The organism is Acetobacter farinalis (genome assembly GCF_011516935.1).
Lineage (GTDB): Bacteria > Pseudomonadota > Alphaproteobacteria > Acetobacterales > Acetobacteraceae > Acetobacter > Acetobacter farinalis.
Window position 1 is genome coordinate 664,599 of the sequence record NZ_WOTF01000001.1, and the last position, 26,516, is coordinate 691,114.

Consider the following 26,516-nt stretch of genomic DNA (forward strand, 5'->3'; position numbering starts at 1 on the left):
GGAGTCTGCGGGCGTGATCAATTCCCGCATCCGCAGCTTTGCCTTTGCCGGGATTGAGGCGCGCCCCGTGTGGGTGGAAGTCCAGATTTCTTCAGGGCTTCCTGCGTTTCTGATTGTCGGCCTGCCTGACAAGGCTGTGGGTGAAGCGCGGGAGCGTGCGCGCGCTTCCCTCACCTCCATGGGAATGGCGCTGCCGGCAAAGCGCATTGTCGTTAATCTTGTGCCCGCGGATATTCCCAAAGAAGGCTCACATTTTGATCTCCCCATAGCGCTGGCCCTGCTCTGCGCGATGGGGGTTCTTCCCGGCGAAGAGCTGGCCCGATTTGCCGCCTTGGGTGAATTGTCTCTGGATGGCCGGCTCAATCCGGTTGCGGGTGTGTTGTCTGCCTCCATTGAGGCCGCTGCCATGTCACAAGGGCTGATCTGCCCCGCCGTTCAGGCGGAAGAAGCCTTGTGTGGTGGGGATATCGCCATTCTGGGCGCGCCCACACTCCTCGCACTTCTCAACCATTTTAACGGGTTGCAAATTCTCTCCTCGCCTGAGTTTTCAGGCCGGGAGCAGGAGCCTGCCGAGCGGCTGCCTGACCTTGCGGAAATCAAGGGAATGGAAACCGGGCGGCGTGCTCTGGAAATTGCCGCAGCCGGTGGGCATTCCCTGCTGCTGTCCGGCCCTCCTGGTGCGGGCAAATCCATGCTGGCGGCGCGCCTGCCGGGTTTGCTGCCGGACCTGACGCATCGGGAAAGTCTGGACGTGTCACGAATCTACAGTGCGGCGGGCCTGCTGCAAGGCGGCCGTCCCGTCAGGCGTCCACCATTCCGGGACCCTCACCATTCAGCAACCCTCCCCGCGCTGGTAGGGGGTGGTAATCGGGCGCGTCCGGGCGAAATCAGTCTTGCAGACCACGGCGTTCTGTTTTTGGATGAGTTGCCCGAATTCTCCCGCCCCGTCCTTGAGGCTTTGCGACAGCCTCTGGAGACCGGGCGGGTGAGCATTGCCCGTGCGGCGTTTCACATCACCTACCCTGCCCGCTTTCAGCTCATCGCTGCCATGAACCCGTGCCGCTGCGGGTATCTGGGGGATGCGGGGAAAGAGTGCCGCAAGGCGCCTCGCTGTGGCGAGGAGTATATGGGCAGGCTTTCCGGGCCACTGCTTGACCGTATTGATATTCATGTAGCCATGCAGCCCTTTGTGCCGCTGGATTATCTTTCCGGCCCATCGGGAGAAGCCAGCGCGCCTGTCGCGGCGCGGGTGCGTGTTGCCCGGCAGAGGCAATATGCGCGGCATGACGCCATGAAAAATGCACAGGCCACGCTGGAGCAGATGCCCATCACTCCGGCCGCACAGGAGATGGCGCAGAAGGTTGCAACGCGGTTTCGTTTCTCGGCGCGTGGATACACCCGGATGATCCGTGTTGCGCGCACCATTGCCGATCTCGCAGCAGAGGCGGATATTCTGCCAGCCCATGTTGCCGAAGCGGCGACATTTCGTCTCCGCTCCGGGCTTGATTGAAAAACCTATGCGCTGAAAGGCGCGCGGTTATCCATGCGCTTTTAGCAGGGCCAGCCCCTGTTCGAGATCAGCAATCAGATCATCCGGGTTTTCAAGCCCGATTTGCAGGCGCATGGAGGGGCCTTCCGCCTCTGCGGGCGGAAAATTGCGCGTGATGCTTTTGCTGGTTGGCAGCACGAGGCTTTCATAGCCTCCCCATGAGGCACCAATACCAAAAAGCTTCAGCCCGTTGATCATGGCCTCCATGGCGTTCTGGCTGAATGTGTCTTTCAGGATGAAGCCGAAAAGGCTGCCAGCGCCCGTAAAGTCGCGCTTCCAGAAGAGATGGCCGGGGCATTCCGGAAAAGCGGGGTGCAATACCCGCGCCACTTCTGGTCTGTCTTTCAGCCACTGGGCAATCTGTAGGGCCGCGCGAGCCTGATGCGCCAGCCGCACACCCATTGTGTGCAGGCCACGCAAGGTCAGCCAGCAGTCATCCGGCCCGGCGAGCTGGCCAAGCTGGATGGCGGTATCCCGCAGCAGATGCCAGTCTTCCTGTTTTGCAACCGTGACCGCTCCGGCAACGACATCGGAATGGCCGGAAGGATATTTGGTCAACGCCTGAATGGACACATCCACGCCATGGGCAAAGGGGGCAAAAATGCCGAAGCCCCACGTGTTGTCCATAATCAACCTCGCCCCATGAGCGTGTGCAACGCCTGCGAGCATGGGCACATCCTGCACTTCAAACGTATGGCTGCCCGGGCTTTCTGAAAACAGCACCCGCGTGTTGGGCTGCATCAGGCGGTTCAGTTCCTCGGCCGAGGCGCAGGGTGGGTAATAAGTTGTTTCCACCCCAAAGCGCTTGAGCACGCTATCCGCAAAACGGCGGGTGGGGTTATAGACGGAGTCTGGCAGCAGGCAGTGTTCACCTGCATTCAGAAACGCCAGAAGAGGCGTTGTGCAGGCGGCAAGGCCGGATGAAACCACCTGACAGTCTGTTCCACCTTCAATGACGGCAATGGCCTTTTCCAGCTCATGCTGCACCGGTGTGCCCATGGCGCCGTAAATATAGGCATGATCAAAGCGCTTCTGGCCCTGACGGCGCATATCTTCCAGCGTGGGAAACAGCACGGTGGAGCCGCGCGTCATGGGCATGTTGACAGGTACGCCTTCGGGGGCGGCTTCGGGTCTGGCCAGACGGGTCAGTGTGGAGGAGAGCTTGTCCCACCCCCCTGCGACATTGATGGCGGATGTCATGCGTCAGTATCCTTTTGTCACAGGGGCGTCTGGCGTTGCACCCCATTCCGCCCATGATCCGTCATAAAGCGCCCCTTCGTCAAAACCCGCCAGCGCGAGACCTACATTGAGCACGGAGGCAGTCATGCCGGACCCGCAGGTTGTTACGGCTGGCTTGTTTTCCGGCAGGCCAGATTCAAGGAAAACCTGCCTGACATGGTCGGCCGGCAGAAATTGTCCGTTTTCTGCCAGCAGGGTTTTGTGAGGAATGTTGATGGCGTTCGGCATGTGTCCAGATGCCAGACCGGGGCGCGGTTCAGGAGCCTGCCCGTAAAAACGGGCGGCGGAGCGTGCATCCAGAACAGGGCGTGACGCACCGGTAACAATCTCCAGCATATCTCCCAGCCCTTTCAGGCGGGAAAAGTGGGGCTGGCAAAGGTAGGTCTGGGGGGAAGGTTTGTTCGGAGTGCCCTGTTCGACAGGAAGGTTTGCGTGCTGCCAGGCAGGGAGCCCCCCATCCAGAACCTGAACCGTATCATGCCCGAACAGTCTGGCCATCCACCAGCCACGGCAGGCCGAGGCGGTATTGCCCTGATCATAAAAAACCACGTGTGTTGAACGGGTTATGCCCAGAGAGCCAAACAGATTCCCGAAGCGTGCCGCTGAGGGGACGGTATGGGGCTGCGTGCTTTCAGGGTCTGAAAACGCCGCAAGATCAAAACGCTGGCTGCCGGGAATATGCGCTGCCTGAAACGCCTCTTCCGGATCGCGTGTTTCTCCGGGCAGGAGGGTCGTGGCATCTAGCACACACAGGGGAGCGGTGCTTTTTTGCAGGAGGAGCAGGTCTTTTACGGTAATCAGCGGAGACATGGTCTGGCTTTAACCCTTATGGCGGCAGACGGAAGCGCTGAGGGTAACGCAAGTCAGGCCATAAAGGTATCGTGTTCAGACTGCCCCGTGTTGCGCAACCAGTGTTTTGAGGCGTTCCATGGCGTCTTGTCCTTTCAGGGACGTCTGCCAGAGGGACTCAAGCATACGCTGGTGCGTGAGAACCGCTTCCGGAGAGGCGGTGATCATGGCCACACCGGACGTGTAGGCAGGGCAGCAGTCAGACCGGAACGGATTGATGGCAACAACGACCTGCTCACTCTTGCGCATGTAAATGCACGGTGTGACCGTCATATTCTCCGGAATCACACTGAACTGCAAACCCATCGGGACGGAATCCATCAGGGTTATGATGTTCCGGATTTCCTGAACCGCGACCTGACGCGCCTTCTGGCGCAGTGTTTCGGACATGGGCACATGAGCCCCTACCCCCTGCCTCAGGAACTCAACGACCAAGCCTTCAGGGAGCATGGAAATAATGGAGGGCTTGCGCTGGTTATAAAGAGCGCGGCGGTTTGCCTGTGTGAGAATGGCAGGGGCAGCGTTTTCTTTCTGTTCAGGAAGGCTGGTATGCGCTTCCTGCAGGATGACATCGTAAGCAGGAGACGTCACCTGATAGCAGATGGGGTCACAGATCTGGAGACTCTGCAGGACATCACTTTCAAGTGCGGTAAGTTTTTCAAAAAACCTGTTGGGACAGTTGTAATAATCGAATCCTACCCCCAGAAGGGTAAGAGGAGAGATTTTGAGAAGCTCAGCCAGCCGCTGGACGGTATCCAGCTTGATGACTTCTCCTTTTTCATAACGATAAAGAGCCGCGCGGGAAACGCCCAGACGGGTGGCAATTTCATCAGCACGCATACCGGATTCAAGGCGAAAAGCCCTTAACTGCTGACCGATTTCACCAAGATGCATTGTGACTGCGGCCATAGCTTTCACCTTCATGAATACGTAGGGCATGAAAAAAACATTTATTAATTATGTCGTTAATAATACGTTAATTAACACATTGTAAAGTCTCGTGGTGTCGGTGCTATGCCAGAATAAGGCGCGGGATTCTGTATGCCTGCCTTACGGTACAGACAATGCTTCAAGGCACCAGACAAAGGGCCGGATCCGTGGTTTACTGATCCCATGATGGATGGCCTGACCCTGACGACAGAACGTATCATGCTCGCTTTGCTGCTGGGCGGCATTGCCTATGGGTGCATTATTGTCCTTGCGCCCTTCTCATCAGCCATCCTGTGGGCTGGCGTGCTGACATACGCGACGTGGCCTGTTTTCCAGTATTTGCGCCGCCGCATGAACGCCCTAGCCGCCAGCCTGATCATGACATGCCTGTGCGCTGTCGGGTTTGTCATTCCGCTGGCGTTTCTGGCGTCAACCACTATCGCGGCCAGCCCGCGCTGGGCGGAGCGCCTGAATACCCTGTTCAGCTTTTCCCACGAGCTTCCCCCTCCCCCCGCCTGGCTGGCAGGTTTGCCCATGGTCGGGCAGGATATGGCCAATCAGTGGCAGCACTGGAGCCATGATGTTGATCACCTCGGGGCCAGTCTGCGGCCCTATGCGGGAGACATCATCCAGTCCCTGCTGGTGCTCTTCATGCAGGTGGCGAATGGTGCGCTGCATCTGGTCATGGCGCTGTTCATTGCGTTCTTTTTCTGGCTGAGCGGTTCTTCTCTTGGGGATACGCTCAAGGCCGTCATAACGCGCATTGCCGGTCCGCACGCGGGCCGACACCTGCATATTATCGGCGGTACGGTGCGCGGCACGGTTTACGGCATTCTGGGCACGGCCATTATTCAGGGAACACTGACCGGGATCGGTTTCTGGCTGACCAATCTGGCAGAGCCCGTCATGTTTGGTGTTCTGGCGGCTTTTCTGGCGGTACTGCCCATTGGCGCGCCCCTTGTCTGGGTTCCGGCCGCGCTGTGGCTGCTGGCGGAGCATCACGTCTGGAATGGTGTATTTCTGCTCCTTTACGGGCTTCTGCTTATTTCCGGGGCTGATCATATTATTCGCCCGCTCTTTATCGCGCGCGGCAGCAAGCTGCCTTACCTCCTGACGGTGCTGGGTGTTATTGGCGGCGTGATGGCCTTTGGAGGCTTGGGTATTTTTCTGGGGCCTATTCTTCTGGCCGTGGGATACACGCTTACTGTGGAATTTGCAGCAGAGGAGCAGCCTTCCCATACTCCTGCTGAAGATCAAAGGAGACTGCCTACATGAGGCGTCATTTTCTCCGTCTCATTGATGGCCACCGTCGGAAAAATGCTCTTCATCGCATGACAGAGGGAGAGCAGGACTGCACCAGAATCATCAGCTGGAACCTGCTGCGCCGCACAGGGGCGACCGTGCATGATGTCATTGCGCTGATCGAAGCGGAAAAGCCCGATATCCTCCTGATGCAGGAAGCAACGGCTGAAATTGATGTTCTGCCCGATCTGGTGGGCGGATTTTATGCACGCGCTCCCCTGCCCGGCCGCATACATGGTCCTGCCTGCTGGAGCCTGACACCATTTGCCCGCGCGCCGCGGGCCTGCACCATTCCGTCCGGCGCCATGGTGAAGCGGCATGCGCAGATCATTGATTACGGAGCATTTTCTCTGGCCAATGTGCATCTGTCTCACGGGCAGGTGCTGAACCGGCGGCAGTTGCGCCGTATCGCGGCTCTGCTGCATGCGCCCTGCGCCATTCTGGGAGACTTTAATCTGGTCGGCCCCACAATGGTGCCGGGCTTCCGTGATGTCGGGCCTAAAGCGCCGACGCACCGGATGGTGGATATGGTGCCATTACGGATTGACCGGTGTCTGGTGGAAGGCATGACCTGCCTGAACGCAAGAGTCCTGCCGGTTTTTGCGTCTGATCACCGACCGATTTCTGTCAGTCTCCGGCCCGATATCAGGGTTCTGGCCGCTGTTGCATCATAGAGACCTGGGCGAAAATGCATGCCCGCCGTTCACAGGTAGGGCATGAACAGTCTGGCTGTGGCATCACGGATCTGGATCAGCTTGTTGCGTTTGTCGAGATCATGATGGGTCAGGCGGCGGTTTCTGTGCCGACAGATAAAGTCATCCAGAGTTTCGGCCATCACGACATCATAGGTCTCCAGATTGATCTCGAAATTCAGCCGAAGGCTGCGGATGTCGAGATTGGAGCTCCCGACAAATGACCATGCCCGGTCTACTACCATCAGCTTGGAATGATTGAAGGGCGGGTTTACCCACCAGACCCGCACGCCTGAATCCAGCAAGGGCGCAATATTGGCGGCACATGCCCAGTCCAGCGGCAGATGATTGCTTCTCAGGGGGATCACCACATCCACCTGAACGCCGCGCAGCGCCGCAAGACCCAGTTCAGCCATCAGGCGTGACCCCGGCAGGAAGTACGGGGTCATGAGTCTGATCTGCCGGCGAGCCAGAGTCGCGGCCTGCAGCATGGTATATTCAATTTTTTCGAGGTCTGTGTCCGGCCCCGCTGTCACAATACGTGCGACGGACTCTCCCGTGCTCTTATGCTCCTTGAAGTAGATGTCCCCTTCCAGCGTTTCCTGCGTCGCGAAAGACCAGTCCCACGCAATGGCTTCAGCCAGTTGCTTCACCACCGGTCCTTCAAGCATGAAATGTGTATCGGAAACGGGGGATGGCGGGTTTCTGGAAACCAGATTTTCATCACCGATATTCAGGCCTCCCATGAATCCGATCTTGCCGTCCGCCACCAGAATTTTCCGATGGTTGCGCAGATTGATGAAGGGCATGCGCCAGGGGAGCAGGGAGTGCATGAAGCGCGCGCACGGAACCCCTGCCCGCCTGAGCCTGTGGTAGACGGGAGAGAGAAAATAACCGCTTCCAATTCCATCAACCAGAACACGTACCTGCACGCCGCGTTTTTGGGCGGCAATCAGCTTTTCAATAAACTCTCCGCCAATCTGGTCATTCCGGAAAATATAGGAGCAGAGCAGAACACTGTGCTCCGCATTATCAATAGCCTGGAGCATGTGAGGATAGGCACCATCTCCATCATGCAGGGTGGTGATGGTATTGCCCCCCACCAGTGGTCTGCTGGTCAGCTTGCCCACCATCAGGGCGAGCGGTGCAAACTGCCCATCCAGTTCCCTGTTCCATGAGGAGCTGTGTGAGTCTTCAAACCGGTGGGATGAGCGGCCACGCACCAATTTTTTTGCCAACCGGCGCACGCGGTTGATTCCGAACATGACGTAGAGCACTGTCCCCAAAACTGGCATGAGAATGCAAATGCCAATCCAGCCGATTGCTGAGGACGTGTTCCGTTTTGTAAGAAGAATATGCAGTGCGACACCTGTCACCAGCACAAAACGAATGATCGTGAGTGTCAGGAGGGAAAGATGCGGCAGGGTATCAAACGTCATGTGGTGCAGTGCTTCCAAAAAGGAATAAACATATGGCCGTAAAGCCTGACACATTCAGGAACGTGCCAGCGCCGGTAGAGTTTGCCCGGCAGATACGTGGGGCAAATGCTTATCGGGACGGCCTGAGTGCTGAAGACGCCGCCAGCGCCTTTTGTACGAAAGAAGGGTGGTCTATTCTATTAAAAAGAGCCCGTACGCGCCGTGGCGAAATTGATATTGTTATGCGCAAAGGCAATTTGATTTGTTTTGTGGAAGTAAAAAAGCGCAAGACTCTTCGTGATGCAACCGAGTGTCTGGCGGTTTGCCAGCAAAAGCGCCTTTTTCGGGCAGCGGAGTGCCTGCTGGCAGCGCACCCGGAATGGTCATATGAGGACCTGCGGTTTGACCTGATGGCTGTTGATGAACAGCATGCCATTCACTGGGTTAAGGACGTTATTCGCCAGATGTAGAAAAAGCGCGGTGCCTGAGCGAACCGCGCTTCTAAAAGACTCTACAGAGGCCTGAGTGGCTCAGGTGCGATGGCGGCGCGCGGTGAGATGCACTGTTGCGTGCTTCGCAGGGCGGAAGGTGACTAGATGCACCATATTACGTGCAACGCTGCGTGACGGTGCGGCCTGCTGGTGGCTGACACGCACCACGTGACTTACGCGGCGAACATGCACAACCGGGGCGGGGGCAGCCGTAAGAGACGCGAACGTCAGCTTGCTGGCTTCCAGGTCAGAAATAACGCGTTCCGCGTGCGCTGAAGAATTCAAGGAAAAGACGCCAGCGCTCAAACCAACAAAAGCGAAGGCGCAGCGCACAAATGGAAGACGCATCATGAAAAACTTTCCCACCCCTGTTTGTCCTGTTGTCAGACTACACAGACCGTGAATTGTCTGACAACTTAAAAAATCAGGAAGCCGCCGTGAGAGCGATATTTTTTTCTTTCAGAAGCGCCTGCAGTTCACCCGCCTGGTACATTTCCGTCACGATATCGCACCCGCCAACAAATTCCCCTTTGACATAAAGCTGCGGAATGGTCGGCCAGTTTGAGAAATCCTTGATGCCCTGACGAATGCTGGCATCGGCCAGAACGTTCACAGATTTGAACGGAACGCCCACATGCTCAAGAATCTGCACCACACGGGCAGAAAAGCCGCACTGCGGGAAGTCGGCATCACCCTTCATGAACAGCACGACCGGGTTGGTATCAATTTCGTTCTGAATCTGCTGTTTGATAGTTTCCGACATGAACCTGAATCCTTGTAAAAAAGCGGAAAAATACGCCGCTCAGGGCGTAGACGTCTGTAAAGCAAGCGCGTGCAGCTTGCCGCCCATGTGGCCCTGCAGGGCCTGATAGACAAGCTGGTGCTGCCTGACGCGGGTGAGGCCCTTGAACGCCTCACTCACGATAGAACAGGAATAATGGTCACCGTCCCCGGCCAGATCATCAATTCTGATCTGGGCATCGGGAAAAGCCTGACGAAGATACGTCTCAAGTTCAGCGGCGGTCATCGCCATGGCTTACAGATCCCTTTTTCAGTTACTCAGCGCGTCATCAGGGCCGGAAAGAAGGCCTCATGCGCGCTCACGAGCCGTGCAGCAGATATTGTGACGCCACTTGGCAAAATCAATTCATTGCCGCCAGAATGACCGATCACACGTGCCGGAACCCCGGCTTCTGCCGCTTTGGCGCAGAAATCCGCAGCATTTTCCACGCACACCAGATAACGGGCCTGATCTTCCCCAAACCAGAAGGCTTCGGGACGAATGCCGCTGTCCGGGCTTTCCAGTTCACAGCCTGTTCCGGTTGCCATCACCATTTCCGCAACAGCGACCATGATACCGCCATCGGAAATGTCATGGCATGCGGAAACCGTGCCATTCAGGATTTCCTTACGGACAAAATCCCCGTTCCGTTTTTCGGCGGCAAGATCGACCGGCGGCGGCGGTCCGTCTTCACGGCCCAGAATTTCCCGCAGCCAGATGGACTGGCCGAGTTCCCCACGGGTTTCCCCGATCAGAACCACGGCTTTGCCGTCCTGCATGCCCAGACCAATGGCTTTTTCCACGTCATCCAGCACACCAAGGCCGCCAATGGCGGGCGTGGGCAGAATGGCCAGAGTTGAACCGTCCGGCTGGCGTGTCTCGTTATAGAGAGACACGTTGCCGCTCACGACCGGGAAATCCAGCGCACGGCAGGCATCCCCCATGCCTTCAATCGCTGCGATAAACTGCCCCATGATTTCCGGTTTTTCCGGATTTCCGAAATTGAGGTTGTCTGTCACAGCCAGCGGGCGGGCGCCGGTTGCGGTAATGTTGCGCCATGCTTCCGCCACGGCCTGCGCGCCCCCGGTTTTGGGGTCTGCGTGGCAGTAACGCGGTGTGCAGTCGGTTGTAATGGCCAGAGCCAGGGATGTGTCTTCAATTTTGACAATGGCGGCATCAGCCGCACCCGGACGGCGGACCGTCTGGCCACCAACCGTGCTGTCATACTGGTTCCACACCCATGCGCGGGAAGCGAGATCGGGCGAGCCGATCAGTTTGATCAGCATCTCATCCAGAGAAAGCGGGGCATGAACCGGGCCGAGCGGTTCAGGCACGACCGGCTGAGATGCCGGACGATCATAAACCGGAGCCTGATCCGCCAGCGGGTCCAGAGGAATGTCGGCTTCCACCTGCCCCTTGTGTTTCACCACAATATGGCCGGTTTCCGTCAGATGCCCGATAATGGCGAAATCCAGTTCCCATTTCTCGAAAATCTTGCGGGCAACGTCCGTCCGGTCCGGTTTGAGCACCATGAGCATGCGCTCCTGGCTTTCGGACAGCATCATTTCATACGCTGTCATGCCCGGTTCACGCTGCGGCACGGCATCCAGATCCAGTTCGATCCCGACACCCCCCTTCCCGGCCATTTCCACGGCGGAAGAGGTCAGGCCCGCGGCCCCCATGTCCTGAATGGCCACGATGGCATCCGTTGCCATCAGTTCCAGACAGGCTTCAATCAGCAGTTTTTCAATGAACGGGTCACCCACCTGTACGGTCGGGCGCTTTGCCAGGGCGTTTTCATCAAACTCGGCAGAGGACATGGTGGCGCCATGGATGCCATCACGCCCGGTGCGGGAGCCAACGTAAACAACCGGGTTCCCGACACCCGCCGCAGCGGAGAGGAAAATCCGGTCCTTACGGGCCAGCCCGACCGTCATGGCATTGACTAGCGGGTTGCCATCATAGGCCGGGTGGAAATTGATTTCCCCGCCTACGGTCGGCACACCCACGCAGTTGCCGTATCCGCCAATCCCGCGCACAACGCCGTCAATAATCTGGCGTGTCCGGGGTGTTTCCGGGTTACCGAAACGCAGGGCGTTCAGGTTGGCAATCGGGCGGGCACCCATGGTGAACACGTCACGCAGGATCCCGCCAACACCTGTGGCAGCGCCCTGATAGGGTTCAATAAAGGACGGGTGGTTGTGGCTTTCCATCTTGAAGATGGCCGCATAGCCCTGCCCGATATCCACCACACCGGCGTTTTCACCCGGACCATGGATAACCCAAGGGGCTGTGGTGGGCAGCGTACGCAGCCATTTGCGGGAGGATTTGTAAGAACAATGCTCGGACCACATGACCGAGAACACGCCCAGTTCCGTCAGGCTCGGTGTCCGGCCCATGATGGAGACGACGCGTGCATATTCTTCAGCCGTCAGCCCGAATTCCCGGGCCAGAGATTCATCAACGGTCTTTTTCACCGGACAAGAGCCTCCACAAGACCTTCAAACAGCGGCAGACCATCCACACCGCCCATCAGGGGGTCAACAAGATCTTCCGGATGAGGCATCATGCCGCAGATACGGGTGTTTTCACTCAGAATGCCCGCAATGCTGTTCACGCTGCCATTGGGATTGCTGGCGGTTTCTTCCGCCACAACCTGCCCGTTGGGTGCGGCATAGCGGAAGGCCACAAGCCCCTCGCCGTCCAGCCGGTCCAGAGTATTCTGGTCCGCCGTGTAGTTTCCGTCCCCATGCGCCATGGGTGCGCGGAACACGTCCCCTTTTTTCCATTTGTGGGTGAAGGGCGTATCAGCCCGTTCCACCCGCAGATGGCAATCCTGGGAGAGGAAGCGCAGGTTGGCATTCCGCAGAAGGGCACCCGGCAGGAGGCCTGCTTCCGTCAAAATCTGAAAGCCGTTGCAGACCCCCAGAATATGGCCGCCTTTCTGAGCAAAACTGCGGATTTCCGTCATGACGGGAGAATGGGCCGCCATGGCGCCACAGCGCAGGTAATCCCCATAGCTGAATCCACCCGCCAGCACGACCAGATCAAGCCCCGTCAGGTCAGTTTCATGGTGCCAGACCATACGGGGCATATGCCCGGTAACACGCCGCAGCGCGATAGCCATATCGCGCTCACGGTTGGTGCCCGGGAAAACAACAATGGCTGCTTTCATTTTTTTGCACTGCACGGATAGGAGTCATGCAGAGCCTTGAAGACGCTCTCGCCCACAGGCTTGGACATCGCATCAGAATGGTCTTTCAGCCATGCCATCACCTTGACGCGCATGGCGGCACCATTTTCTGAAGTCGGGACGCAAAAGCCTGCGGGTGCTGCCGGGTCGCCTTCATTGCGGTCATTGATTTTGGAGAGTGCCACGGCATCCGCCACACCAGTGATGTAGGCATCACACAGGCTGGCACCGGCCGCACGAGTGCAGATCCGCACGAAATTGCCGGTCTGCATGGGGGAAATACGCTGCGCATGCGCCAGTGTGGGGGCAAGCAGCGCGCCGCCAAGGGCGATTAGGGCAAGACGCTTCATCCCAGCACCTCCACCGTGAAATCTTCAATGACCAGATTGGCCAGAAGATCTCGCGCCATGTCTTCAGCCTGTTTCTGAACAGCGGCACGGTCCGTGCCATCAACATCCAGATCGATAATCTTGCCAACCCGGACGTCGTTCACGCCCGGGAACCCCAGTGTGTGCAATGCGTGGCCGATGGCTTTCCCCTGCGGGTCAAGCACACCCTCCTTAAGCATGACGGTTACACGTACTTTCATGATAAAGCCCCCGTTGCTGTCGGCATGGTCACTGCATGGTCTCCGGACCCTTCATGTCTCCGCCATTGCCTGCTTCGGGCAGGATGCCCAGTCTGCGGGCAACTTCCTGATACGCTTCCCGAACATTGCCCAGGTCGCGGCGGAAACGGTCCTTATCAAGCTTTTCGTTGGTCTGGGTGTCCCACAGGCGGCAGTTATCGGGCGAAATTTCATCCGCCAGAACAATCCGCATGTCGTCCCCTTCCCAGGAGCGGCCGAATTCAAGTTTGAAGTCTACAAGCTGAATGCCAATACCGCTGAACAGCCCGCACAGGAAGTCATTCACCCGCATGGCCATGGAGGTCATGTCTTCCAGATCGTGCAGGCAGGCCCATCCAAACGCGATGATATGGTCTTCAGAGACAAGCGGATCTCCCAGCTCGTCATTCTTGTAGTAAAATTCCACGATGGTACGGGGCAGACGGGTGCCTTCCTCAATACCAAAGCGTTTGGCAATACTGCCCGCGGCAATATTGCGGATCACAACTTCAAGCGGAATGATTTCCACTTCCTTCACCAGCTGCTCACGCATGTTGATGCGGCGGATGAAGTGGGTGGGGATGCCGATTTCCTGCAGGCGGAGCATCAGATGTTCACTGATGCGGTTGTTCAGCACGCCCTTCCCGGTAATGACGCCGCTTTTGGCACCGTTTCCTGCCGTGGCATCATCCTTGAAATACTGCACAAGGGTGCCGGGTTCCGGACCTTCAAAAAGGATTTTGGCTTTACCTTCATAAAGCTGGCGGCGACGGGCCATGGGCATCCTTACCTGTCTTGAAACTTGAAAACCGATCCCTGCAACCGGTCTGGGGAAGCACTGAAACCAGCCTTCCCTTCTTCAGACGCGTCATAGCAGGCTTCGGACGTGGAAGATATAGGGCTGACCCCGCTCAGAGAGCCGGGCCGGGTTCCCCGAATACTTTCTGATACAGGCCATCCAGCGCCTTCAGGTGCTGGCGGCTGTCCATGGCGGCATCCAGAACGTCTGCCGGAATACGGCCCGAAATTTCCGGGTCAGCCGCCAGATTTTCGCGGAATGTCCGGCCCTCGGGGGTTCCGAGCTTCGTCCATGTCTCCATCGCGTTGTGCTGGACAATGCGGTAGGCATCCTCACGGGAGAGGCCGGCGCGAGCCAGAGCCAGCAGCACCTCACCGGAATGCACAACGCCGCCAAGACTTTCGATGTTGGCTGCCATACGCTCCGGGTAGACCAGCAGCTTGCTCATCATGCCTGAAAGGCGTGAGAGCGCGAAGTCCAGCCCGATTGTGGCATCCGGGCAGATGTTGCGTTCAACGGAAGAGTGGCTGATGTCGCGCTCATGCCACAGGGCAACGTTTTCCAGCGCCGGGATCACGGCGGAGCGCACAAGGCGGGCGAGGCCCGTCAGGTTTTCCGTCAGCACCGGGTTGCGCTTGTGCGGCATGGCGGAAGAGCCTTTCTGGCCCTTGTGGAAGAATTCTTCCGCTTCCCGCACTTCCGAGCGTTGCAGATGGCGCACTTCAATGGCCAGACGTTCAATGCCGCTGGCAATCACACCAAGCGCACAGAAATAGGCTGCATGACGGTCACGCGGGATAACCTGAGTGGAAACGGGCTCGGGCTTCAGGCCCAGCCGTTCGGCCACGTAGGCTTCAACGCGCGGGTCGAGATGCGCAAAGGTGCCTACTGCGCCGGAGATGGCACAGGTGGCGATTTCCTCACGGGCGACTTCAAGGCGCGTCTTGTTCCGCACGAATTCGGCATAATGCCCGGCAAGCTTGAGGCCGAAAGAGGTGGGCTCGGCATGAATGCCGTGGCTGCGGCCAATGGTCAGGGTGTGTTTGTGTTCAAACGCACGCGCACGCAGGGCCTCGAGAACCTCATCAAGGTCTTTCAGCAGCAGATCGGTCGCCTGCGTCAACTGCACGGCAAGGCAGGTGTCCAGAATATCGGACGATGTCATGCCAAGATGAACAAAACGGCTTTCCGGACCAACTTTTTCAGCAAGCCAGGTCAGGAAGGCAATCACGTCATGCCGGGTTTCCGCTTCAATTTCATCAATGCGGGCCAGATCGGCAGCGGAGAAGGCGGCCAGTGCGGCATCACCCTTTTCACGCACGACTTTTGCGGCTTCTTTGGGCACTGCGCCGTATTCAGCCATGGCTTCGCAGGCAAGTGCTTCAATCTCAAACCAGATGCGGTAGCGATTTTCAGGCGACCAGATAGCGGCCATGACGGGACGGGTATAGCGCGGCACCATAACGCGGTGTTCCTCCTGCGAGCGGAATGATGCGGGCTTCTCTACCTGATTTCCTGCGGCGCGTCTGCCCGTGAAACAAGAAAACTTTGACACCCGGCCCTGTTTCAGGATGCTCAGGGCCTTTAGCGTTCTGCTTCAGTTTCTCGAATCGGAGTTTTCGTGCACGGTTTTCTGGATGGTTTCAGCCTGAATGCGCTGTTTGCCTTTCTGCAGGTTGTGATGATTGATGTCACACTGGCAGGAGATAATGCTGTTGTTATCGGGCTGGTGGTGCGCTCCCTGCCCGCCAGTGAGCGCCGGAAAGCCATTTTTGTTGGCATCACACTCGCGGCTGTCATTCGTATTCTGATGGCGCTGGTGGCCGTACAGCTTTTGCAGATTATCGGCCTGACCCTGGCGGGGGGGCTTTTGCTGCTGTGGGTCTGCTGGCGGATGTATTGCGAGATGCGGGCCGGGCAGCATGAGGATGCAGAGGGCGGAAAGCCCCCTTCCAGCTTTGGCAAGGCCGTGTTCCGCATTCTTCTGGCCGACCTTTCCATGAGTCTGGATAACGTTCTGGCCGTAGCCGGTGCCGCGGCGGAGCATCCTGCGGTTCTGGTGGCCGGGCTGGTGCTTTCGATCCTGCTGATGGGGGTGGCGGCTACCTTTATTGCCCGTTTGCTGGACCGGTATAAATGGATTTCGTGGGTTGGCCTGCTGATTGTTCTGGCTGTGGCTGTTGAACTGATTGCCAAGGGTGGTGGTGAGGTCTGGACACATCTGCCCGTCGCGCATTGAACTGCGGCACCACGGTGTGAGGCAAAGTTTGCGATAAGGTTTGCGGCCAAAGTTTTTCCGCCGCTGACGGATCATGGACTTGCCAGCGCCTGCGGGATCGCTGATCTTTCGGGAATGTCAGTTTCACATTTCTCCGCATGGGGTCAGCGGGCTGCGTTGCCGCTGGCTTTTCTGCTCCTGAGCGCCTGTTCTTCTCCGTCAGGGACCGCTCCTTCAGCCTCGTCACCCGCACCTGTGGCGATGGAGCCGCAGGAGGGGTCTGCGCCTGCCGGGCAAACTGCCGTGTCTGGTTCGGTTTCAGAGCGCCTGACAGTCTGGCTCAGTCTGGTGGGCTCCCATCATGCCAGCGCGCAGGAATATGCTGATTTTCTGAAAACACGCCCCGTCTGGCCGCGTTGGCAGCTTTTGCAGACGCATATGCAGCAGGCTCTGTCAAAAGAGACAGATCCTGCCGTTCTGGCGCGCCTGTGCGCACAAGCCCTGACGTACGGCCCCGCTCTGGCGCAGTGCCAGAACCAGTTGGGCGCTTCGGATTCCGGGCTTTCCAGCCATCTTGCCGCGGAAGCTAAGCAAGGGTGGATGAATGGGAATGATGCCCCCTCTGCCGCGGCAGCTCTGGCAGCGGCGTTCCCGCAGGCCGTGACGCAGGAGGCCTCGTGGCTGAGGTTTAACCGGCAGGAAAAAGCAGGCCTGCTTTCTGCAGCCCGGCAGACCGTGCCGTATCTGGGTGGCTCCCGACAAGCGCAGGCACAGGCCCGCCTTGCCTTCCGCGCCAATGATGCCGGGGCTGAGGCACTCGCGGCCTCCCTGCCCTCCTCTGAGGCCGCTGACCCGTATCTGACGCTGGATCATCTGCGCTGGCTGCGGATACAAAAGCGGGACGCCGAGGCCGTGGCGCTCTGGAAAAGTGCCGGGGTGCGGGCCGAGGCAGAAGCGCGGCACCCCGCTTTCTGGCGTGAGCGCGATGCGCTGGCGCGTGACCTTGTGCAGGCCGGCCAGAATGACGATGCGCTGTATCTGGCCAATGACACGACCCTGACCGGGGCCAACCGGCTTGATGCGCAATTCCTGAGTGGCTGGATCGCGCTGCAGAAGCTGCATAACCCTACACAGGCCGAGGTCTTTTTCAGGCCGCTGGCGGACTCTCCGTCTCTTATTACCAGAAGCCGTGGGTTTTACTGGCTCGGGCGCGCCCGTCAGGCGGCGCAGGACACCGCATCCGCGCAGGCGGACTGGCGGAAAGCCGCAAGTTATCCGGGCACCTTCTATGGGCAGATGGCCGCAGCGCAACTTGCCGGGGATGAGGCCACATTGCTGGCGCCTGACCATATTCCTGCGGGCGTCACGCAGGCTCTGGCGGCGCAGCGGGATCAGGCTCCAGCATCTGGCGGTAATCGCCTTGCCGGGAGTGATCTGGCTCAGGCGGCGCAGCTGCTTGTGTCCTGGGGAGACAAGCCGCATGCGCGTGATTTTCTGATGCTGCTTGCGCAGCAGCTGGTTTCCATGTCCGACCGGGTGGCGCTTTCTGATCTGGCGATGCGCCTTGGTCTGCCGGATGTGGCCGTTACCGTGGCACGGCAGGCGGGCCGTAACGGCGTGTTCCTGCTGCATTCCGGCTGGCCTGTTGCTTATAAGCCGCCCGCAACATCCCTGCCGTCCGGGTTGGTTCTGGGGCTGTCACGGCAGGAAAGCAATTTCAATCCCGACGCTGTCAGTTCATCCAACGCCATCGGGCTGATGCAGCTCAAGCCCGCCACGGCAGGTGACATGGTCGGGAGAGCCGGTGTTCCGGCGTCAGCCGCGACAGCATCCGGCCTGCATGATCCGGAAAACAACATGGCGCTTGGCGCGGCCTATCTGTCTTACCTGCAGGATAAATTCGGGAATATCGTGCCGTATATGACGGCTGCCTATAATGGCGGCCCGACCCGCCTGAACCGTTGGCTTGCCGCGGCGGGAGATCCCGCCCGGAGTGGTGCCTCCCAAGCCGAGATGATTGACTGGATTGAGAGCATTCCTTTCTCGGAGACGCGAAACTACGTTCAGCGGGTATGGGAAAACATGACGATTTATGCGGCTATGAGGAAACACTCATGACACCTGCCCGTTTTCTCGCAACCTTTGGTGGCTGTGGGCTGGCGCCGCGTGCTCCCGGCACCGTGGGCTCTCTGGCGGCGCTCCTTCTGGGCCTCCCTCTCCTCAAGCGCCCCCGCATGCTGGTGGGGGCAATCGGGTGTGTAACCCTTGCGGGCTGGTGGGCGGCTGATCGGGCTGGAGAGGGTGAGGATCATAGCTGGATTGTGATTGATGAAGTCGCAGGGATGTGGGTCAGCCTGCTGGCCTGCCTGCCAGAAAATGCTGAAGACCCTGCTTCCGTGAAAAAAAGCGTGGGTTTTTCCCTGCTGGCATTTGCTCTCTTCCGCCTGTTTGACATCAGGAAGCCCGGCCCTGTGGGCTATCTGGACCGCAAACATGGAGCGACCGGGATCATGGGGGATGATCTGGTCGCTGGAGCCATGGCGGCAGCCTGTATTGGCGCAGGGCGTCTGGTTGCGCGCCATATCCGGCCTTGCAGGGGGTAGAACATATGGACACCTCCCTTCTGGTCGAGGCTGATGAGGCCGATCTTGTTCGACTGTCAGGAGACCTTCTGGCGGCGCTGCGGCGTTCCGGCGGGAAGTTGGTTACGGCTGAAAGCTGCACAGGCGGGCTGGTTGCGGCCTTGCTGACACAACATGCAGGCTCTTCCGATGTGATGGAAGGCGGGCTGGTCACGTATTCAAACAGCATGAAGCAAAGTGTTCTTGGCGTGCGAAAGGACACTCTGAGTGCGTTCGGTGCTGTCAGTGCCGAAACAGTGCGGGAAATGGCTGTGGGGGCTTTGCGCATCGCGCAAGATGCCACGCACTCTGTTGCCATCTCAGGTATTGCGGGGCCGGGTGGCGGCTCTGCGGAGAAACCTGTGGGGCTGGTCTGGTTTGGAACTGCGGTAAGAGGCGGTGAGGTGTTGGCGGAAGCCAAAGTGTTCAAGGGCGGGCGGACAGATGTGCGCTCTCAGGCCGCGCGCCACGCCCTCTATCTGGTCAGGCAAAGGCTCTCCTGACGTCAGCCGAAAGGCCTGAAAACAGAAAAACGCCAGAAGGCCCTGCCCTCTGGCGTTTTTCTTGGCGCTTTCAGAGTGCGGGAGGCCCGCACCCTCAAGGCAGTAGGCTACTTACTGACCAGCAACCGGAGCATTGGCCGGTACAGTTGCTGTCGGCATTGCCGGGGCAGCAGGAGCCGTAACATTCGGCATTGCAGGAGCAGTCGGAACAGCAGGAGCGGTCATACCCGTACCGGCAGCCGGAACGCCAACCGTCGCGCCCGGAACGGTGACAGCAGGAGCTGTTGCGGTCGGAGCGGCAGCGAAAGCCGGAGCATTGGCGCGCTGGGCGGCGGACAGGCTCTGGTTGTTCAGGTCATCCGTGGTGGAGTCTCCAGCAGCACCACATTTCGTGCCAGAGCAGTGCATTGCATGCTTGTGGCCGTGATGCGGCGCAGCGAAAACCGGGCTCGCAACCAGTGTGGCGGAAACGAGTGCTGTCGCGGCAAAGAATTTTTTCATACTCATCAGTCCTTATCCGAATGCTGAACTGCTTTTACAAAAAGCAATTTTCCAACAGAACTGTAATGTATAGAAAATTACACGCCGAAACAACAAGCTGAAATACTTTGAACGTCCATGTGAAGAGCGCCTGCCCGGCCTACTGCGCGACCTGACGCTCTTCCGGCCGTACAAAAACCGTTTCAGGCGGCCCGTACACATCCCGTGCGCGGCGCAGAAAGGCTGAAACCATCAGGCGCACGGCTTCACCAAACACAACGCCGATGGCAGCCTGAAGGATACGGGAGCGAAATTCAAAATCGACAAGGAATTCGACCAGACACCCATGCTCGTCTGGCGTGAATTTCCAGAGGTTCTTGAGGTAACGAAACGGCCCCTTTTCATACTGGACCGTAATGGAGTCCGGCCGGTTCAGGGTGACGCGTGAGGTGAAACTTTCCCGGAACGGCCCAAACCCGACAGTCAGATCGGCCACCAGTTCCGTGGCCGTGCGGGTGCGCACGCGGGCGGCGACGCACCATGGCAGGAACTCCGGGTAACGCCCGACATCCGCCACGAGATCAAAAATCTGATCCGCCCGATACGCGAGAACACGCTTTTCCGCGTGTTTAGGCATCAGTTTGCTCCTGCAAGACGGGCATTGCGGGTTTTCTGCAATTCGGCAAAGTCAGAATCCGCATGGTAGGATGAGCGGGTCAGCGGGCTGGAGCTGACCTGAAGAAACCCTTTGACGCGGGCCATGGCGCCATACTCCTCAAACTCCGCGGGGCTGACAAACCGGGCAACCGCCGCGTGCTTCACTGTAGGCTGCAAATACTGGCCCATCGTAATAAAATCTACATCTGCAATACGCAGATCATCCATGACCTGAGCAATTTCCATCTTCTCTTCTCCCAGCCCCAGCATCAGGCCGGATTTGGTGAAGATTGACCCGTCAAGCTGTTTGACACGGTCAAGAAGGCGCATGGACTGATAGTACCGCGCACCCGGGCGAATGCTCGGGTAAAGGCGGGGTACGGTTTCCAGATTGTGGTTGAAAACATCAGGTCGTGCTTCAACAACAACTTCCAACGCATTGTTTTTGCGTAAAAAGTCTGGCGTCAGAATTTCAATGGTTGTCTCAGGTGCCGCATCCCGGATCGCGCGGATCACGCGGGCAAAATGCCGTGCGCCACCATCCTCAAGATCATCCCGGTCCACCGAGGTGATCACCACATGGCGCAGCCCGAGCTTTGCCACGGCTTCCGCCACGCGGGCGGGTTCATCTGCATCCAGAGCGTGCGGCAGGCCCGTTGTCACATTGCAGAAAGAGCAGGCGCGCGTGCAGATTTCCCCCATGATCATCATGGTGGCGTGGCGCTGGGACCAGCATTCGCCAATATTGGGGCACGCCGCTTCCTCACATACCGTCACCAGACGGTTATCACGCATCAGCTTGCGTGTTTCGTGATAAACAGGATGCGTTGGCGCTTTAACGCGGATCCATTCGGGTTTGCGGGCAATCGGATTATCGGGCCGGTGTGCCTTTTCGGGATGGCGCATTTTGCTCGCCCCCCCATTCCGATGATCAATCAAGACGCGTGTAGACATGATATCGCCCGCTCCCACACTCCGGGTTAAGAAGGACTGGAACGCTCTTTCCTCCGGGTCAAGGTAAGAACGCCCCCTTTCGCGCTTCAGACGGCATCACACCCGCGAGAGGCCGTCTGGTTTTGCAGACTAGAAATGCAGCGCGCCGTCATAAGCTGCCAGAACAGCTTCATGCATGGACTCAGAAATGGTTGGATGCGGGAAGATGGTTTCGGCCAATTCGGCTTCCGTCAGTTCACCCGTACGGGCAATGACATACCCCTGAATCATTTCCGTCACTTCCGCCCCGATCATATGGGCCCCCAGAAGTTCACCGGTTGCGGCATCAAAAACGGTTTTCACCAGCCCATCCGGTTCACCCATGGCCAGCGCCTTGCCGTTTGCCACAAGTGGGAATTTGCCCACTCTGACTGTGTAACCGGCTTCTTTCGCGCGGGCTTCCGTATACCCAACAGAGGCAATCTGCGGACGGCAGTAGGTGCATCCGGGGATTTTCGTCGGGTCGATAGGATGCACCGTTTTGCCGGCAATGGCTTCAACGCACATGACAGCCTCATGGCTGGCTTTGTGCGCAAGCCAGGGTGCACCGGCAAGATCACCAATGGCATACACGCCGGGTTCACCGGTGCGGCACAGGGCATCGGTCACGACATGCGTGCGGTCTGTTTTGATCTTTGTGCCTTCCAGCCCGATATTCTCGATATTCCCGACAATACCAACAGCGGAAATCACCCGGTCAACCGTGAACTCTTCGGTTTTTCCGTTCACTTCAACCGGCACGGTCACATCTGTGTCCGTTTTCCGCAGTGCGCCGATCTTGGCGCTGGTCAGCACACGAATACCCTGCTTCTCAAAAGCCTTGCGCGCCAGTGCGCTGATATCCTCATCCTCAACCGGCAGAATACGCGGGGCCACCTCAACCAGTGTGACCTCGGACCCCATATTGCGGTAGAAGGATGCGAATTCACTCCCGATGGCCCCGGACCCGATAACCAGCAGGCGCCGTGGAAGCGCATCAGGCACAAGAGCCTCCCGATAGGACCAGACCAGCTTGCCATCCGGCTCCAGCCCGGGCAGCGTCCGGGCGCGGGCGCCGGTGGCCAGAATGACATGCTTTGCAGTCAGGCTGACAGCATCACCCTTTTCAGGCGTGACCAGTACCTTGCGTTTGCTGCCAGTAACGCCGTCCAGCTTGCCGTATCCTTCAAAAACCGGAACCTTGGCCTTTTTCAGCAGGTGGGCAACCCCGGAGGAAAGCTGTTTGGATACGGCGCGCGAGCGTGCGATGATTTTAGGGAAATCAAACGAAACCTTCTCGGCGCTGAACCCGTAAGAGCCCAGATCATGCAGAAGGTGATTGATTTCAGAGGCGCGCAGGAGCGCCTTTGTGGGGATGCAGCCCCAGTTCAGGCATATGCCCCCGAGATGGCGGGCCTCTACCACCGCAGCGGAAAGGCCGAGCTGTGCCGCCCTGAGAGCGGCCACATATCCGCCCGGCCCGCCGCCGACAACGATAATGTCAAAATCTGTTTTGCTCATGGTCGTGCTCTGCAAACGCGATGTTAAACAACAAGTGTCAGAGGAGATTCGACCACTGACCGGAAAGCGGAAAGCCACTCAGCCGCCACGGCGCCATCCACCACGCGATGGTCAACCGAGAGTGTCACGGTCATGACCGTGGCAATAGCCAGTTCGTTCCCCTTGACCACAGGCTGCTTTTTGCCTGCGGCAATGGCGAGAATGGCCGCCTGGGGCGGATTGATAATGGCCGAGAAGTCACGCACGCCATACATCCCCATGTTGGAGATGGAGAACGTGCCGCCCTGAAACTCTTCCGGCTTCAGCTTGCCTGCGCGGGCGCGTTTGACCAGATCCTTGGTTTCCTGGCTGATCTCTTTCAGGCTCTTCCGCTCCGCATGCTTGAGGATCGGTGTAATCAGGCCATCAGGAATGGAAACGGCAATGGAAATATCCGCCGATTCATGCAGGATCATGGCCTCATCCGTGAACGAGGCATTGACGTTCGGCACCCGCTTGAGCGCGATGGCCGCAGCCTTGACCAGCATATCGTTCACAGACAGCTTGAAGGCATCCGGCCCTTCGGCGGGGGATGTCGCATTGAGCTGGGTGCGCAGGGCCAGCAGGGCATCCAGTTCGACATCCACAGAAACATAGAAATGCGGAATGGTGCTTTTTGCTTCGCTCAGGCGGCGGGCAATAACCTTCCGCATGCTGGAATGCGGCACGGAACGGCTTGCCGGAGCCGGGGCCACCGCAGCAGTGACGGCAGGGGCAACCGCTGTGGCCTGAACCGAGGCATTCTCGACATCCCGGCGGATGATGCGCCCGTGCGGCCCTGTCCCTTTAATGCGGGAAAGGTCGAGCCCTTTCTGGCTGGCAATGCGCTTTGCCAGGGGGGATGCAATAATGCGTTTGCCCGTGGGGGCAGCCGCTGCCGGAGCGGCTGAGGCCGCAGGTGCGGCAGGGGTTGCTGCGGGCTGGGCTGCGGGTGCCTCAGCTTTCTGTGCCTGTGGCTTCACGGCCCCCGCTTCAGGCACGCTCTCCCCTTCGGCCACGAGAATGCCGATAGGTGTGTTGACGGCAACCTCCTGCGTTCCTTCCGGAACCAGAATACGCCCCAGAATGCCTTCCTCCACGGCTTCCACTTCCATGGTCGCCTTGTCGGTCTCAATCTCGGCAATCACATCACCGATTGCAATCTTGTCGCCTTCCGCCTTCACCCAGCGGGCAAGCGTGCCTTCCGTCATGGTGGGCGAAAGGGCTGGCATCAGAACTTCAATAGCCATCTCTTTTTCCTCAGATCAGACGACGCACGGCTTCAATGACGTGCTCGGGCTGCGGCAGGGCCAGTTTTTCCAGATTGGCGGCAAACGGCATGGGGACATCCACACCCGTTACACGCACGGGGGGCGCATCCAGCCAGTCAAATGCATGCTCGATCACCTGCATGGCGACTTCCGCCCCGATCCCGGCAAACGGCCAGCCTTCTTCAAGAGTGACCAGACGGCTGGTTTTCTTGACACTTTCCACAATAGTGGCGGTGTCCAGCGGGCGCAGGCTGCGAAGGTTGATGACTTCCGCCTCGATGCCTTGCTCAGCAAGGGCCTCAGCTGCTTCCAGAGCGGTTGTAACCATGATGGAGAACGTCACGATGGTGACATCCCGCCCTGCCCGCTCAACCTTTGCCTTGCCGATCGGCAGGATAAAGTCTTCATCCACCGGGCATGGGAATTTGCGCCCGTAGAGAATTTCATTTTCCAGCACGATAACCGGGTTCGGGTCCCGAATGGCCGCGCGCAGCAGGCCCTTCGCATCGGCTGAGGACCAGGGAGCAACCACTTTCAGGCCCGGAACATGGGCATACCAGCTTCCGTAGCACTGTGAATGCTGCGCGCCAACGCGCGCTGCCGCACCGTTCGGGCCACGGAAGACAATGGGGCAGCCCATCTGTCCGCCAGACATATACAGGGTTTTCGCAGCCGAATTAATAATATGATCAATGGCTTGCATGGAGAAATTCATGGTCATGAACTCCACGATCGGCTTGAGGCCGGTCAGCGCGGCCCCAACAGCCATACCGGTAAAACCATGCTCGGTAATCGGCATGTCAATAACACGCTTGTCACCAAACTCAGCCAGAAGACCCTGCGAGATCTTGTAGGCACCCTGATATTCCGCGACTTCCTCACCGATCAGGAAAACATCCGGATCACGGCGCAGTTCAGCCTGCATGGCATCATGAAGGGCTTCACGTACCGTGATTTCAGCAGTCGGGCCCCAGTCTTTTTCCGGCTCAGGGGCCAGTAGCGGAGCAGAGGTCTGCTCTGCGGCAGCCTTTGGCAGCGGCGCGACAGATGCGGGCTGCTCTGCGGCAGGCGCAGATGCGGCACGGGCCTGCGGCGCAGAGACGGCATCCGGCACGGCCTCGCCTTCGGCCACGAGAATGCCGATGGGGGCGTTGACTGCAACGTCCTGCGTCCCTTCCGGCACCAGAATACGGCCAAGAATACCGCCTTCCACAGCTTCCACTTCCATGGTCGCCTTGTCGGTCTCGATCTCGGCAATCACATCGCCAATGGAGATGGTGTCTCCTTCGGTTTTAAGCCAGCGTGCCAGCGTCCCTTCCGTCATCGTTGGAGAGAGAGCAGGCATTAAAATTTCAGTCGCCATGATCCGTTACGCCTCTAGCAGGACATCTGTGTAAAGCTCGGCAGGATCAGGCTCGGGACTGGTCTGCGCGAATTCAGCAGCATCGTTTACTGTCGCTTTGATATCGTCTTCAATTTTACGCAGGTTATCGGCATCCACACCGGCATCGAGCAGAATCTGCCGCACATGCTCAATCGGATCCCGGTTTTTGCGGACTTCATCCACTTCTTCGCGTTTGCGGTATTTGGCCGGGTCGGACATGGAGTGGCCGCGATAGCGGTAGGTCATCATTTCCAGCAGGTAAGGCCCCTTGCCTGCCCGGCAATGCGCCACGGCTTCGGCTGCGGCTTCATGCACGGCGGCAACATCCATCCCGTCCACGCGCCGGCCGGGAATGCCCCACGGCTCTCCATTGCGCCAGAATTCATGAGAGGCCGAAGCACGCTCAACACTGGTGCCCATGCCGTAAAGATTGTTCTCGATAATGAACAGGCAGGGCAGCTTATGAAGGGCGGCAAGGTTGAAACTCTCGTAAACCTGCCCCTGGTTGGCGGCGCCATCCCCAAAATAGGCAACCGAGACTTCATCTGTTTCACGATATTTATTGGCAAAAGCCAGACCGATACCCAGTGCGACCTGCGCGCCGACGATCCCGTGTCCGCCATAGAAGTTTTTCTCGCGCGAGAACATGTGCATCGAGCCACCCTTGCCGTGCGAATAACCGGTGGCGCGGCCCGTCAGTTCCGCCATCACGCCGCGCGGTTCCATGCCTGAGGCGAGCATCTGGCCGTGGTCACGATAGGAGGTGATCAGCTTGTCACCCTCCTTGAGGGTCATCTGAATACCGACAACAACGGCTTCCTGCCCGATATACAGGTGGCAAAAACCGCCGATCAGGCCCATGCCGTAAAGCTGTCCGGCTTTTTCTTCAAATCGACGAATAAGCAGCATTTCATGAAAAGCCTTCATGAATTGCTCACGGGTTAAGGATGGTCCATTACCCCCGGCACGTATTTTGCTTTTTTGCCCCGCCGTCATCGGCTTTTCCTTATTAATGTGTCGT

At 58.5% G+C, this 26,516-nt stretch carries 28 protein-coding genes; 8 read left to right on the plus strand and 20 right to left on the minus strand.

What is annotated here, in order from left to right:
* Positions 1 to 13 precede the first annotated feature (13 nt).
* Positions 14 to 1,510 (plus strand): YifB family Mg chelatase-like AAA ATPase, encoded by a 1,497-nt coding sequence (locus tag GOB82_RS03040; RefSeq protein WP_166119367.1) that lies wholly within the window; start codon positions 14 to 16, stop codon positions 1,508 to 1,510.
* Positions 1,511 to 1,537: 27 nt separating this feature from the next.
* On the opposite strand, the gene metC is transcribed toward GOB82_RS03040, so the two are convergent.
* The 3 genes from metC to GOB82_RS03055 all read right to left on the minus strand — a co-directional run bounded on the left by metC (position 1,538) and on the right by GOB82_RS03055 (position 4,546).
* Positions 1,538 to 2,749, minus strand: a complete 1,212-nt coding sequence (gene metC, locus GOB82_RS03045; RefSeq protein WP_166119370.1) for a cystathionine beta-lyase — start codon at positions 2,747 to 2,749, stop codon at positions 1,538 to 1,540.
* 3 nt (positions 2,750 to 2,752) lie between these two features.
* Entirely contained in the window at positions 2,753 to 3,598 is an 846-nt protein-coding gene (locus GOB82_RS03050; RefSeq protein WP_166119372.1) for a sulfurtransferase, read from the minus strand.
* 75 nt (positions 3,599 to 3,673) lie between these two features.
* On the minus strand, positions 3,674 to 4,546 hold the full coding sequence (locus tag GOB82_RS03055) for a helix-turn-helix domain-containing protein (protein ID WP_166119375.1): 873 nt from the start codon (positions 4,544 to 4,546) through the stop codon (positions 3,674 to 3,676).
* Positions 4,547 to 4,750: 204 nt separating this feature from the next.
* On the opposite strand from GOB82_RS03055, the gene GOB82_RS03060 reads away from it, so the two are divergent.
* Positions 4,751 to 5,842 carry an AI-2E family transporter gene (locus GOB82_RS03060; RefSeq protein WP_166119723.1) on the plus strand — a complete coding sequence of 364 codons (1,092 nt, stop codon included), beginning with the start codon at positions 4,751 to 4,753 and terminating at the stop codon, positions 5,840 to 5,842.
* A complete protein-coding gene (locus GOB82_RS03065; RefSeq protein ID WP_166119377.1) occupies positions 5,839 to 6,543 on the plus strand; it encodes an endonuclease/exonuclease/phosphatase family protein in 705 nt (234 codons plus the stop codon). The genes GOB82_RS03060 and GOB82_RS03065 overlap by 4 nt, the downstream gene beginning before the upstream one ends.
* A 29-nt stretch (positions 6,544 to 6,572) precedes the next feature.
* On the opposite strand, the gene cls is transcribed toward GOB82_RS03065, so the two are convergent.
* The gene (gene cls / locus GOB82_RS03070; protein ID WP_166119380.1) at positions 6,573 to 8,000 is read right to left on the minus strand and encodes a cardiolipin synthase; all 1,428 of its coding nucleotides are present in this window, start codon (positions 7,998 to 8,000) and stop codon (positions 6,573 to 6,575) included.
* A gap of 32 nt (positions 8,001 to 8,032) precedes the next feature.
* Between cls and GOB82_RS03075 the strand changes: the two genes are divergently transcribed.
* The gene (locus tag GOB82_RS03075) at positions 8,033 to 8,449 is read left to right on the plus strand and encodes a YraN family protein (RefSeq protein ID WP_166119382.1); all 417 of its coding nucleotides are present in this window, start codon (positions 8,033 to 8,035) and stop codon (positions 8,447 to 8,449) included.
* Positions 8,450 to 8,509: 60 nt separating this feature from the next.
* Here the strand turns inward: GOB82_RS03075 and GOB82_RS03080 are convergent, their stop codons facing one another.
* From GOB82_RS03080 to purB, 9 genes are all read right to left on the minus strand, one after another.
* Positions 8,510 to 8,821, minus strand: coding sequence for a hypothetical protein (locus tag GOB82_RS03080; RefSeq protein WP_166119385.1), 312 nt, complete (start codon positions 8,819 to 8,821; stop codon positions 8,510 to 8,512).
* Positions 8,822 to 8,894: 73 nt separating this feature from the next.
* The gene (gene grxD / locus GOB82_RS03085) at positions 8,895 to 9,233 is read right to left on the minus strand and encodes a Grx4 family monothiol glutaredoxin (protein WP_166119387.1); all 339 of its coding nucleotides are present in this window, start codon (positions 9,231 to 9,233) and stop codon (positions 8,895 to 8,897) included.
* Between the two features lie 39 nt (positions 9,234 to 9,272).
* Positions 9,273 to 9,503: a BolA family protein gene (locus tag GOB82_RS03090; RefSeq protein WP_166119390.1), complete on the minus strand. Its 231-nt coding sequence runs from the start codon at positions 9,501 to 9,503 to the stop codon at positions 9,273 to 9,275.
* Between the two features lie 26 nt (positions 9,504 to 9,529).
* Complete coding sequence (purL, locus tag GOB82_RS03095) at positions 9,530 to 11,728, minus strand: phosphoribosylformylglycinamidine synthase subunit PurL (protein WP_166119393.1); 2,199 nt, start codon at positions 11,726 to 11,728, stop codon at positions 9,530 to 9,532.
* Complete coding sequence (gene purQ / locus GOB82_RS03100) at positions 11,725 to 12,426, minus strand: phosphoribosylformylglycinamidine synthase subunit PurQ (protein WP_166119396.1); 702 nt, start codon at positions 12,424 to 12,426, stop codon at positions 11,725 to 11,727. The genes purL and purQ overlap by 4 nt, the downstream gene beginning before the upstream one ends.
* Positions 12,423 to 12,794: a Rap1a/Tai family immunity protein gene (locus tag GOB82_RS03105; RefSeq protein WP_166119398.1), complete on the minus strand. Its 372-nt coding sequence runs from the start codon at positions 12,792 to 12,794 to the stop codon at positions 12,423 to 12,425. Before GOB82_RS03105 ends, purQ begins: the two co-directional genes overlap by 4 nt.
* Positions 12,791 to 13,033 carry a phosphoribosylformylglycinamidine synthase subunit PurS gene (gene purS / locus GOB82_RS03110; RefSeq protein WP_166119401.1) on the minus strand — a complete coding sequence of 81 codons (243 nt, stop codon included), beginning with the start codon at positions 13,031 to 13,033 and terminating at the stop codon, positions 12,791 to 12,793. The genes GOB82_RS03105 and purS overlap by 4 nt, the downstream gene beginning before the upstream one ends.
* Before the next feature lie 28 nt (positions 13,034 to 13,061).
* Positions 13,062 to 13,829, minus strand: a complete 768-nt coding sequence (gene purC / locus GOB82_RS03115) for a phosphoribosylaminoimidazolesuccinocarboxamide synthase (protein ID WP_166119403.1) — start codon at positions 13,827 to 13,829, stop codon at positions 13,062 to 13,064.
* A 133-nt stretch (positions 13,830 to 13,962) separates the two neighbouring features.
* A complete protein-coding gene (purB, locus tag GOB82_RS03120; protein WP_166119405.1) occupies positions 13,963 to 15,312 on the minus strand; it encodes an adenylosuccinate lyase in 1,350 nt (449 codons plus the stop codon).
* Positions 15,313 to 15,471: 159 nt separating this feature from the next.
* Here purB and GOB82_RS03125 point away from each other — a divergent pair, with 159 nt between their 5' ends.
* The 4 genes from GOB82_RS03125 (at position 15,472) to GOB82_RS03140 (ending at position 19,192) form a co-directional block, all read left to right on the plus strand.
* Positions 15,472 to 16,089: a YjbE family putative metal transport protein gene (locus GOB82_RS03125; protein ID WP_166119408.1), complete on the plus strand. Its 618-nt coding sequence runs from the start codon at positions 15,472 to 15,474 to the stop codon at positions 16,087 to 16,089.
* A 282-nt stretch (positions 16,090 to 16,371) separates the two neighbouring features.
* Positions 16,372 to 18,186 carry a lytic transglycosylase domain-containing protein gene (locus tag GOB82_RS03130; RefSeq protein WP_265794037.1) on the plus strand — a complete coding sequence of 605 codons (1,815 nt, stop codon included), beginning with the start codon at positions 16,372 to 16,374 and terminating at the stop codon, positions 18,184 to 18,186.
* Positions 18,183 to 18,671 (plus strand): phosphatidylglycerophosphatase A family protein, encoded by a 489-nt coding sequence (locus tag GOB82_RS03135; RefSeq protein ID WP_166119412.1) that lies wholly within the window; start codon positions 18,183 to 18,185, stop codon positions 18,669 to 18,671. The genes GOB82_RS03130 and GOB82_RS03135 overlap by 4 nt, the downstream gene beginning before the upstream one ends.
* Positions 18,672 to 18,676: 5 nt before the next feature.
* Positions 18,677 to 19,192 carry a CinA family protein gene (locus GOB82_RS03140; RefSeq protein ID WP_166119414.1) on the plus strand — a complete coding sequence of 172 codons (516 nt, stop codon included), beginning with the start codon at positions 18,677 to 18,679 and terminating at the stop codon, positions 19,190 to 19,192.
* A gap of 111 nt (positions 19,193 to 19,303) precedes the next feature.
* Here GOB82_RS03140 and GOB82_RS03145 read toward each other — a convergent pair whose 3' ends face one another.
* From GOB82_RS03145 to pdhA, 7 genes are all read right to left on the minus strand, one after another.
* On the minus strand, positions 19,304 to 19,693 hold the full coding sequence (locus GOB82_RS03145) for a hypothetical protein (RefSeq protein ID WP_166119416.1): 390 nt from the start codon (positions 19,691 to 19,693) through the stop codon (positions 19,304 to 19,306).
* 139 nt (positions 19,694 to 19,832) lie between these two features.
* Positions 19,833 to 20,309, minus strand: coding sequence for a type II toxin-antitoxin system RatA family toxin (locus GOB82_RS03150; protein ID WP_166119419.1), 477 nt, complete (start codon positions 20,307 to 20,309; stop codon positions 19,833 to 19,835).
* Positions 20,309 to 21,283 carry a lipoyl synthase gene (gene lipA / locus GOB82_RS03155; protein ID WP_166119422.1) on the minus strand — a complete coding sequence of 325 codons (975 nt, stop codon included), beginning with the start codon at positions 21,281 to 21,283 and terminating at the stop codon, positions 20,309 to 20,311. The genes GOB82_RS03150 and lipA overlap by 1 nt, the downstream gene beginning before the upstream one ends.
* 129 nt (positions 21,284 to 21,412) lie before the next feature.
* On the minus strand, positions 21,413 to 22,822 hold the full coding sequence (gene lpdA / locus GOB82_RS03160) for a dihydrolipoyl dehydrogenase (RefSeq protein ID WP_166119425.1): 1,410 nt from the start codon (positions 22,820 to 22,822) through the stop codon (positions 21,413 to 21,415).
* A 23-nt stretch (positions 22,823 to 22,845) separates the two neighbouring features.
* A complete protein-coding gene (locus GOB82_RS03165) occupies positions 22,846 to 24,090 on the minus strand; it encodes a pyruvate dehydrogenase complex dihydrolipoamide acetyltransferase (protein WP_166119427.1) in 1,245 nt (414 codons plus the stop codon).
* A gap of 10 nt (positions 24,091 to 24,100) precedes the next feature.
* On the minus strand, positions 24,101 to 25,474 hold the full coding sequence (locus GOB82_RS03170) for a pyruvate dehydrogenase complex E1 component subunit beta (RefSeq protein ID WP_166119430.1): 1,374 nt from the start codon (positions 25,472 to 25,474) through the stop codon (positions 24,101 to 24,103).
* A gap of 6 nt (positions 25,475 to 25,480) precedes the next feature.
* On the minus strand, positions 25,481 to 26,422 hold the full coding sequence (gene pdhA / locus GOB82_RS03175; protein WP_338078186.1) for a pyruvate dehydrogenase (acetyl-transferring) E1 component subunit alpha: 942 nt from the start codon (positions 26,420 to 26,422) through the stop codon (positions 25,481 to 25,483).
* Positions 26,423 to 26,516: the final 94 nt, after the last annotated feature.

Excerpts from the sequence above, each read along its gene's own strand:
- metC (WP_166119370.1), bottom strand. The coding sequence starts at position 2,749 with ATGACATCCGCCATCAATGTCGCAGGGGGGTGGGACAAGCTCTCCTCC.
- GOB82_RS03050 (WP_166119372.1), bottom strand. The coding sequence starts at position 3,598 with ATGTCTCCGCTGATTACCGTAAAAGACCTGCTCCTCCTGCAAAAAAGC.
- GOB82_RS03055 (WP_166119375.1), bottom strand. The coding sequence starts at position 4,546 with ATGGCCGCAGTCACAATGCATCTTGGTGAAATCGGTCAGCAGTTAAGG.
- GOB82_RS03060 (WP_166119723.1), top strand. The coding sequence starts at position 4,751 with ATGATGGATGGCCTGACCCTGACGACAGAACGTATCATGCTCGCTTTG.
- GOB82_RS03065 (WP_166119377.1), top strand. The coding sequence starts at position 5,839 with ATGAGGCGTCATTTTCTCCGTCTCATTGATGGCCACCGTCGGAAAAAT.
- cls (WP_166119380.1), bottom strand. The coding sequence starts at position 8,000 with ATGACGTTTGATACCCTGCCGCATCTTTCCCTCCTGACACTCACGATC.
- GOB82_RS03075 (WP_166119382.1), top strand. The coding sequence starts at position 8,033 with ATGGCCGTAAAGCCTGACACATTCAGGAACGTGCCAGCGCCGGTAGAG.
- GOB82_RS03080 (WP_166119385.1), bottom strand. The coding sequence starts at position 8,821 with ATGATGCGTCTTCCATTTGTGCGCTGCGCCTTCGCTTTTGTTGGTTTG.
- grxD (WP_166119387.1), bottom strand. The coding sequence starts at position 9,233 with ATGTCGGAAACTATCAAACAGCAGATTCAGAACGAAATTGATACCAAC.
- GOB82_RS03090 (WP_166119390.1), bottom strand. The coding sequence starts at position 9,503 with ATGGCGATGACCGCCGCTGAACTTGAGACGTATCTTCGTCAGGCTTTT.
- purQ (WP_166119396.1), bottom strand. The coding sequence starts at position 12,426 with ATGAAAGCAGCCATTGTTGTTTTCCCGGGCACCAACCGTGAGCGCGAT.
- GOB82_RS03105 (WP_166119398.1), bottom strand. The coding sequence starts at position 12,794 with ATGAAGCGTCTTGCCCTAATCGCCCTTGGCGGCGCGCTGCTTGCCCCC.
- purS (WP_166119401.1), bottom strand. The coding sequence starts at position 13,033 with ATGAAAGTACGTGTAACCGTCATGCTTAAGGAGGGTGTGCTTGACCCG.
- purC (WP_166119403.1), bottom strand. The coding sequence starts at position 13,829 with ATGGCCCGTCGCCGCCAGCTTTATGAAGGTAAAGCCAAAATCCTTTTT.
- purB (WP_166119405.1), bottom strand. The coding sequence starts at position 15,312 with ATGGTGCCGCGCTATACCCGTCCCGTCATGGCCGCTATCTGGTCGCCT.
- GOB82_RS03135 (WP_166119412.1), top strand. The coding sequence starts at position 18,183 with ATGACACCTGCCCGTTTTCTCGCAACCTTTGGTGGCTGTGGGCTGGCG.
- GOB82_RS03140 (WP_166119414.1), top strand. The coding sequence starts at position 18,677 with ATGGACACCTCCCTTCTGGTCGAGGCTGATGAGGCCGATCTTGTTCGA.
- GOB82_RS03145 (WP_166119416.1), bottom strand. The coding sequence starts at position 19,693 with ATGAAAAAATTCTTTGCCGCGACAGCACTCGTTTCCGCCACACTGGTT.
- GOB82_RS03150 (WP_166119419.1), bottom strand. The coding sequence starts at position 20,309 with ATGCCTAAACACGCGGAAAAGCGTGTTCTCGCGTATCGGGCGGATCAG.
- lipA (WP_166119422.1), bottom strand. The coding sequence starts at position 21,283 with ATGTCTACACGCGTCTTGATTGATCATCGGAATGGGGGGGCGAGCAAA.
- lpdA (WP_166119425.1), bottom strand. The coding sequence starts at position 22,822 with ATGAGCAAAACAGATTTTGACATTATCGTTGTCGGCGGCGGGCCGGGC.
- GOB82_RS03165 (WP_166119427.1), bottom strand. The coding sequence starts at position 24,090 with ATGGCTATTGAAGTTCTGATGCCAGCCCTTTCGCCCACCATGACGGAA.
- GOB82_RS03170 (WP_166119430.1), bottom strand. The coding sequence starts at position 25,474 with ATGGCGACTGAAATTTTAATGCCTGCTCTCTCTCCAACGATGACGGAA.
- pdhA (WP_338078186.1), bottom strand. The coding sequence starts at position 26,422 with ATGAAGGCTTTTCATGAAATGCTGCTTATTCGTCGATTTGAAGAAAAA.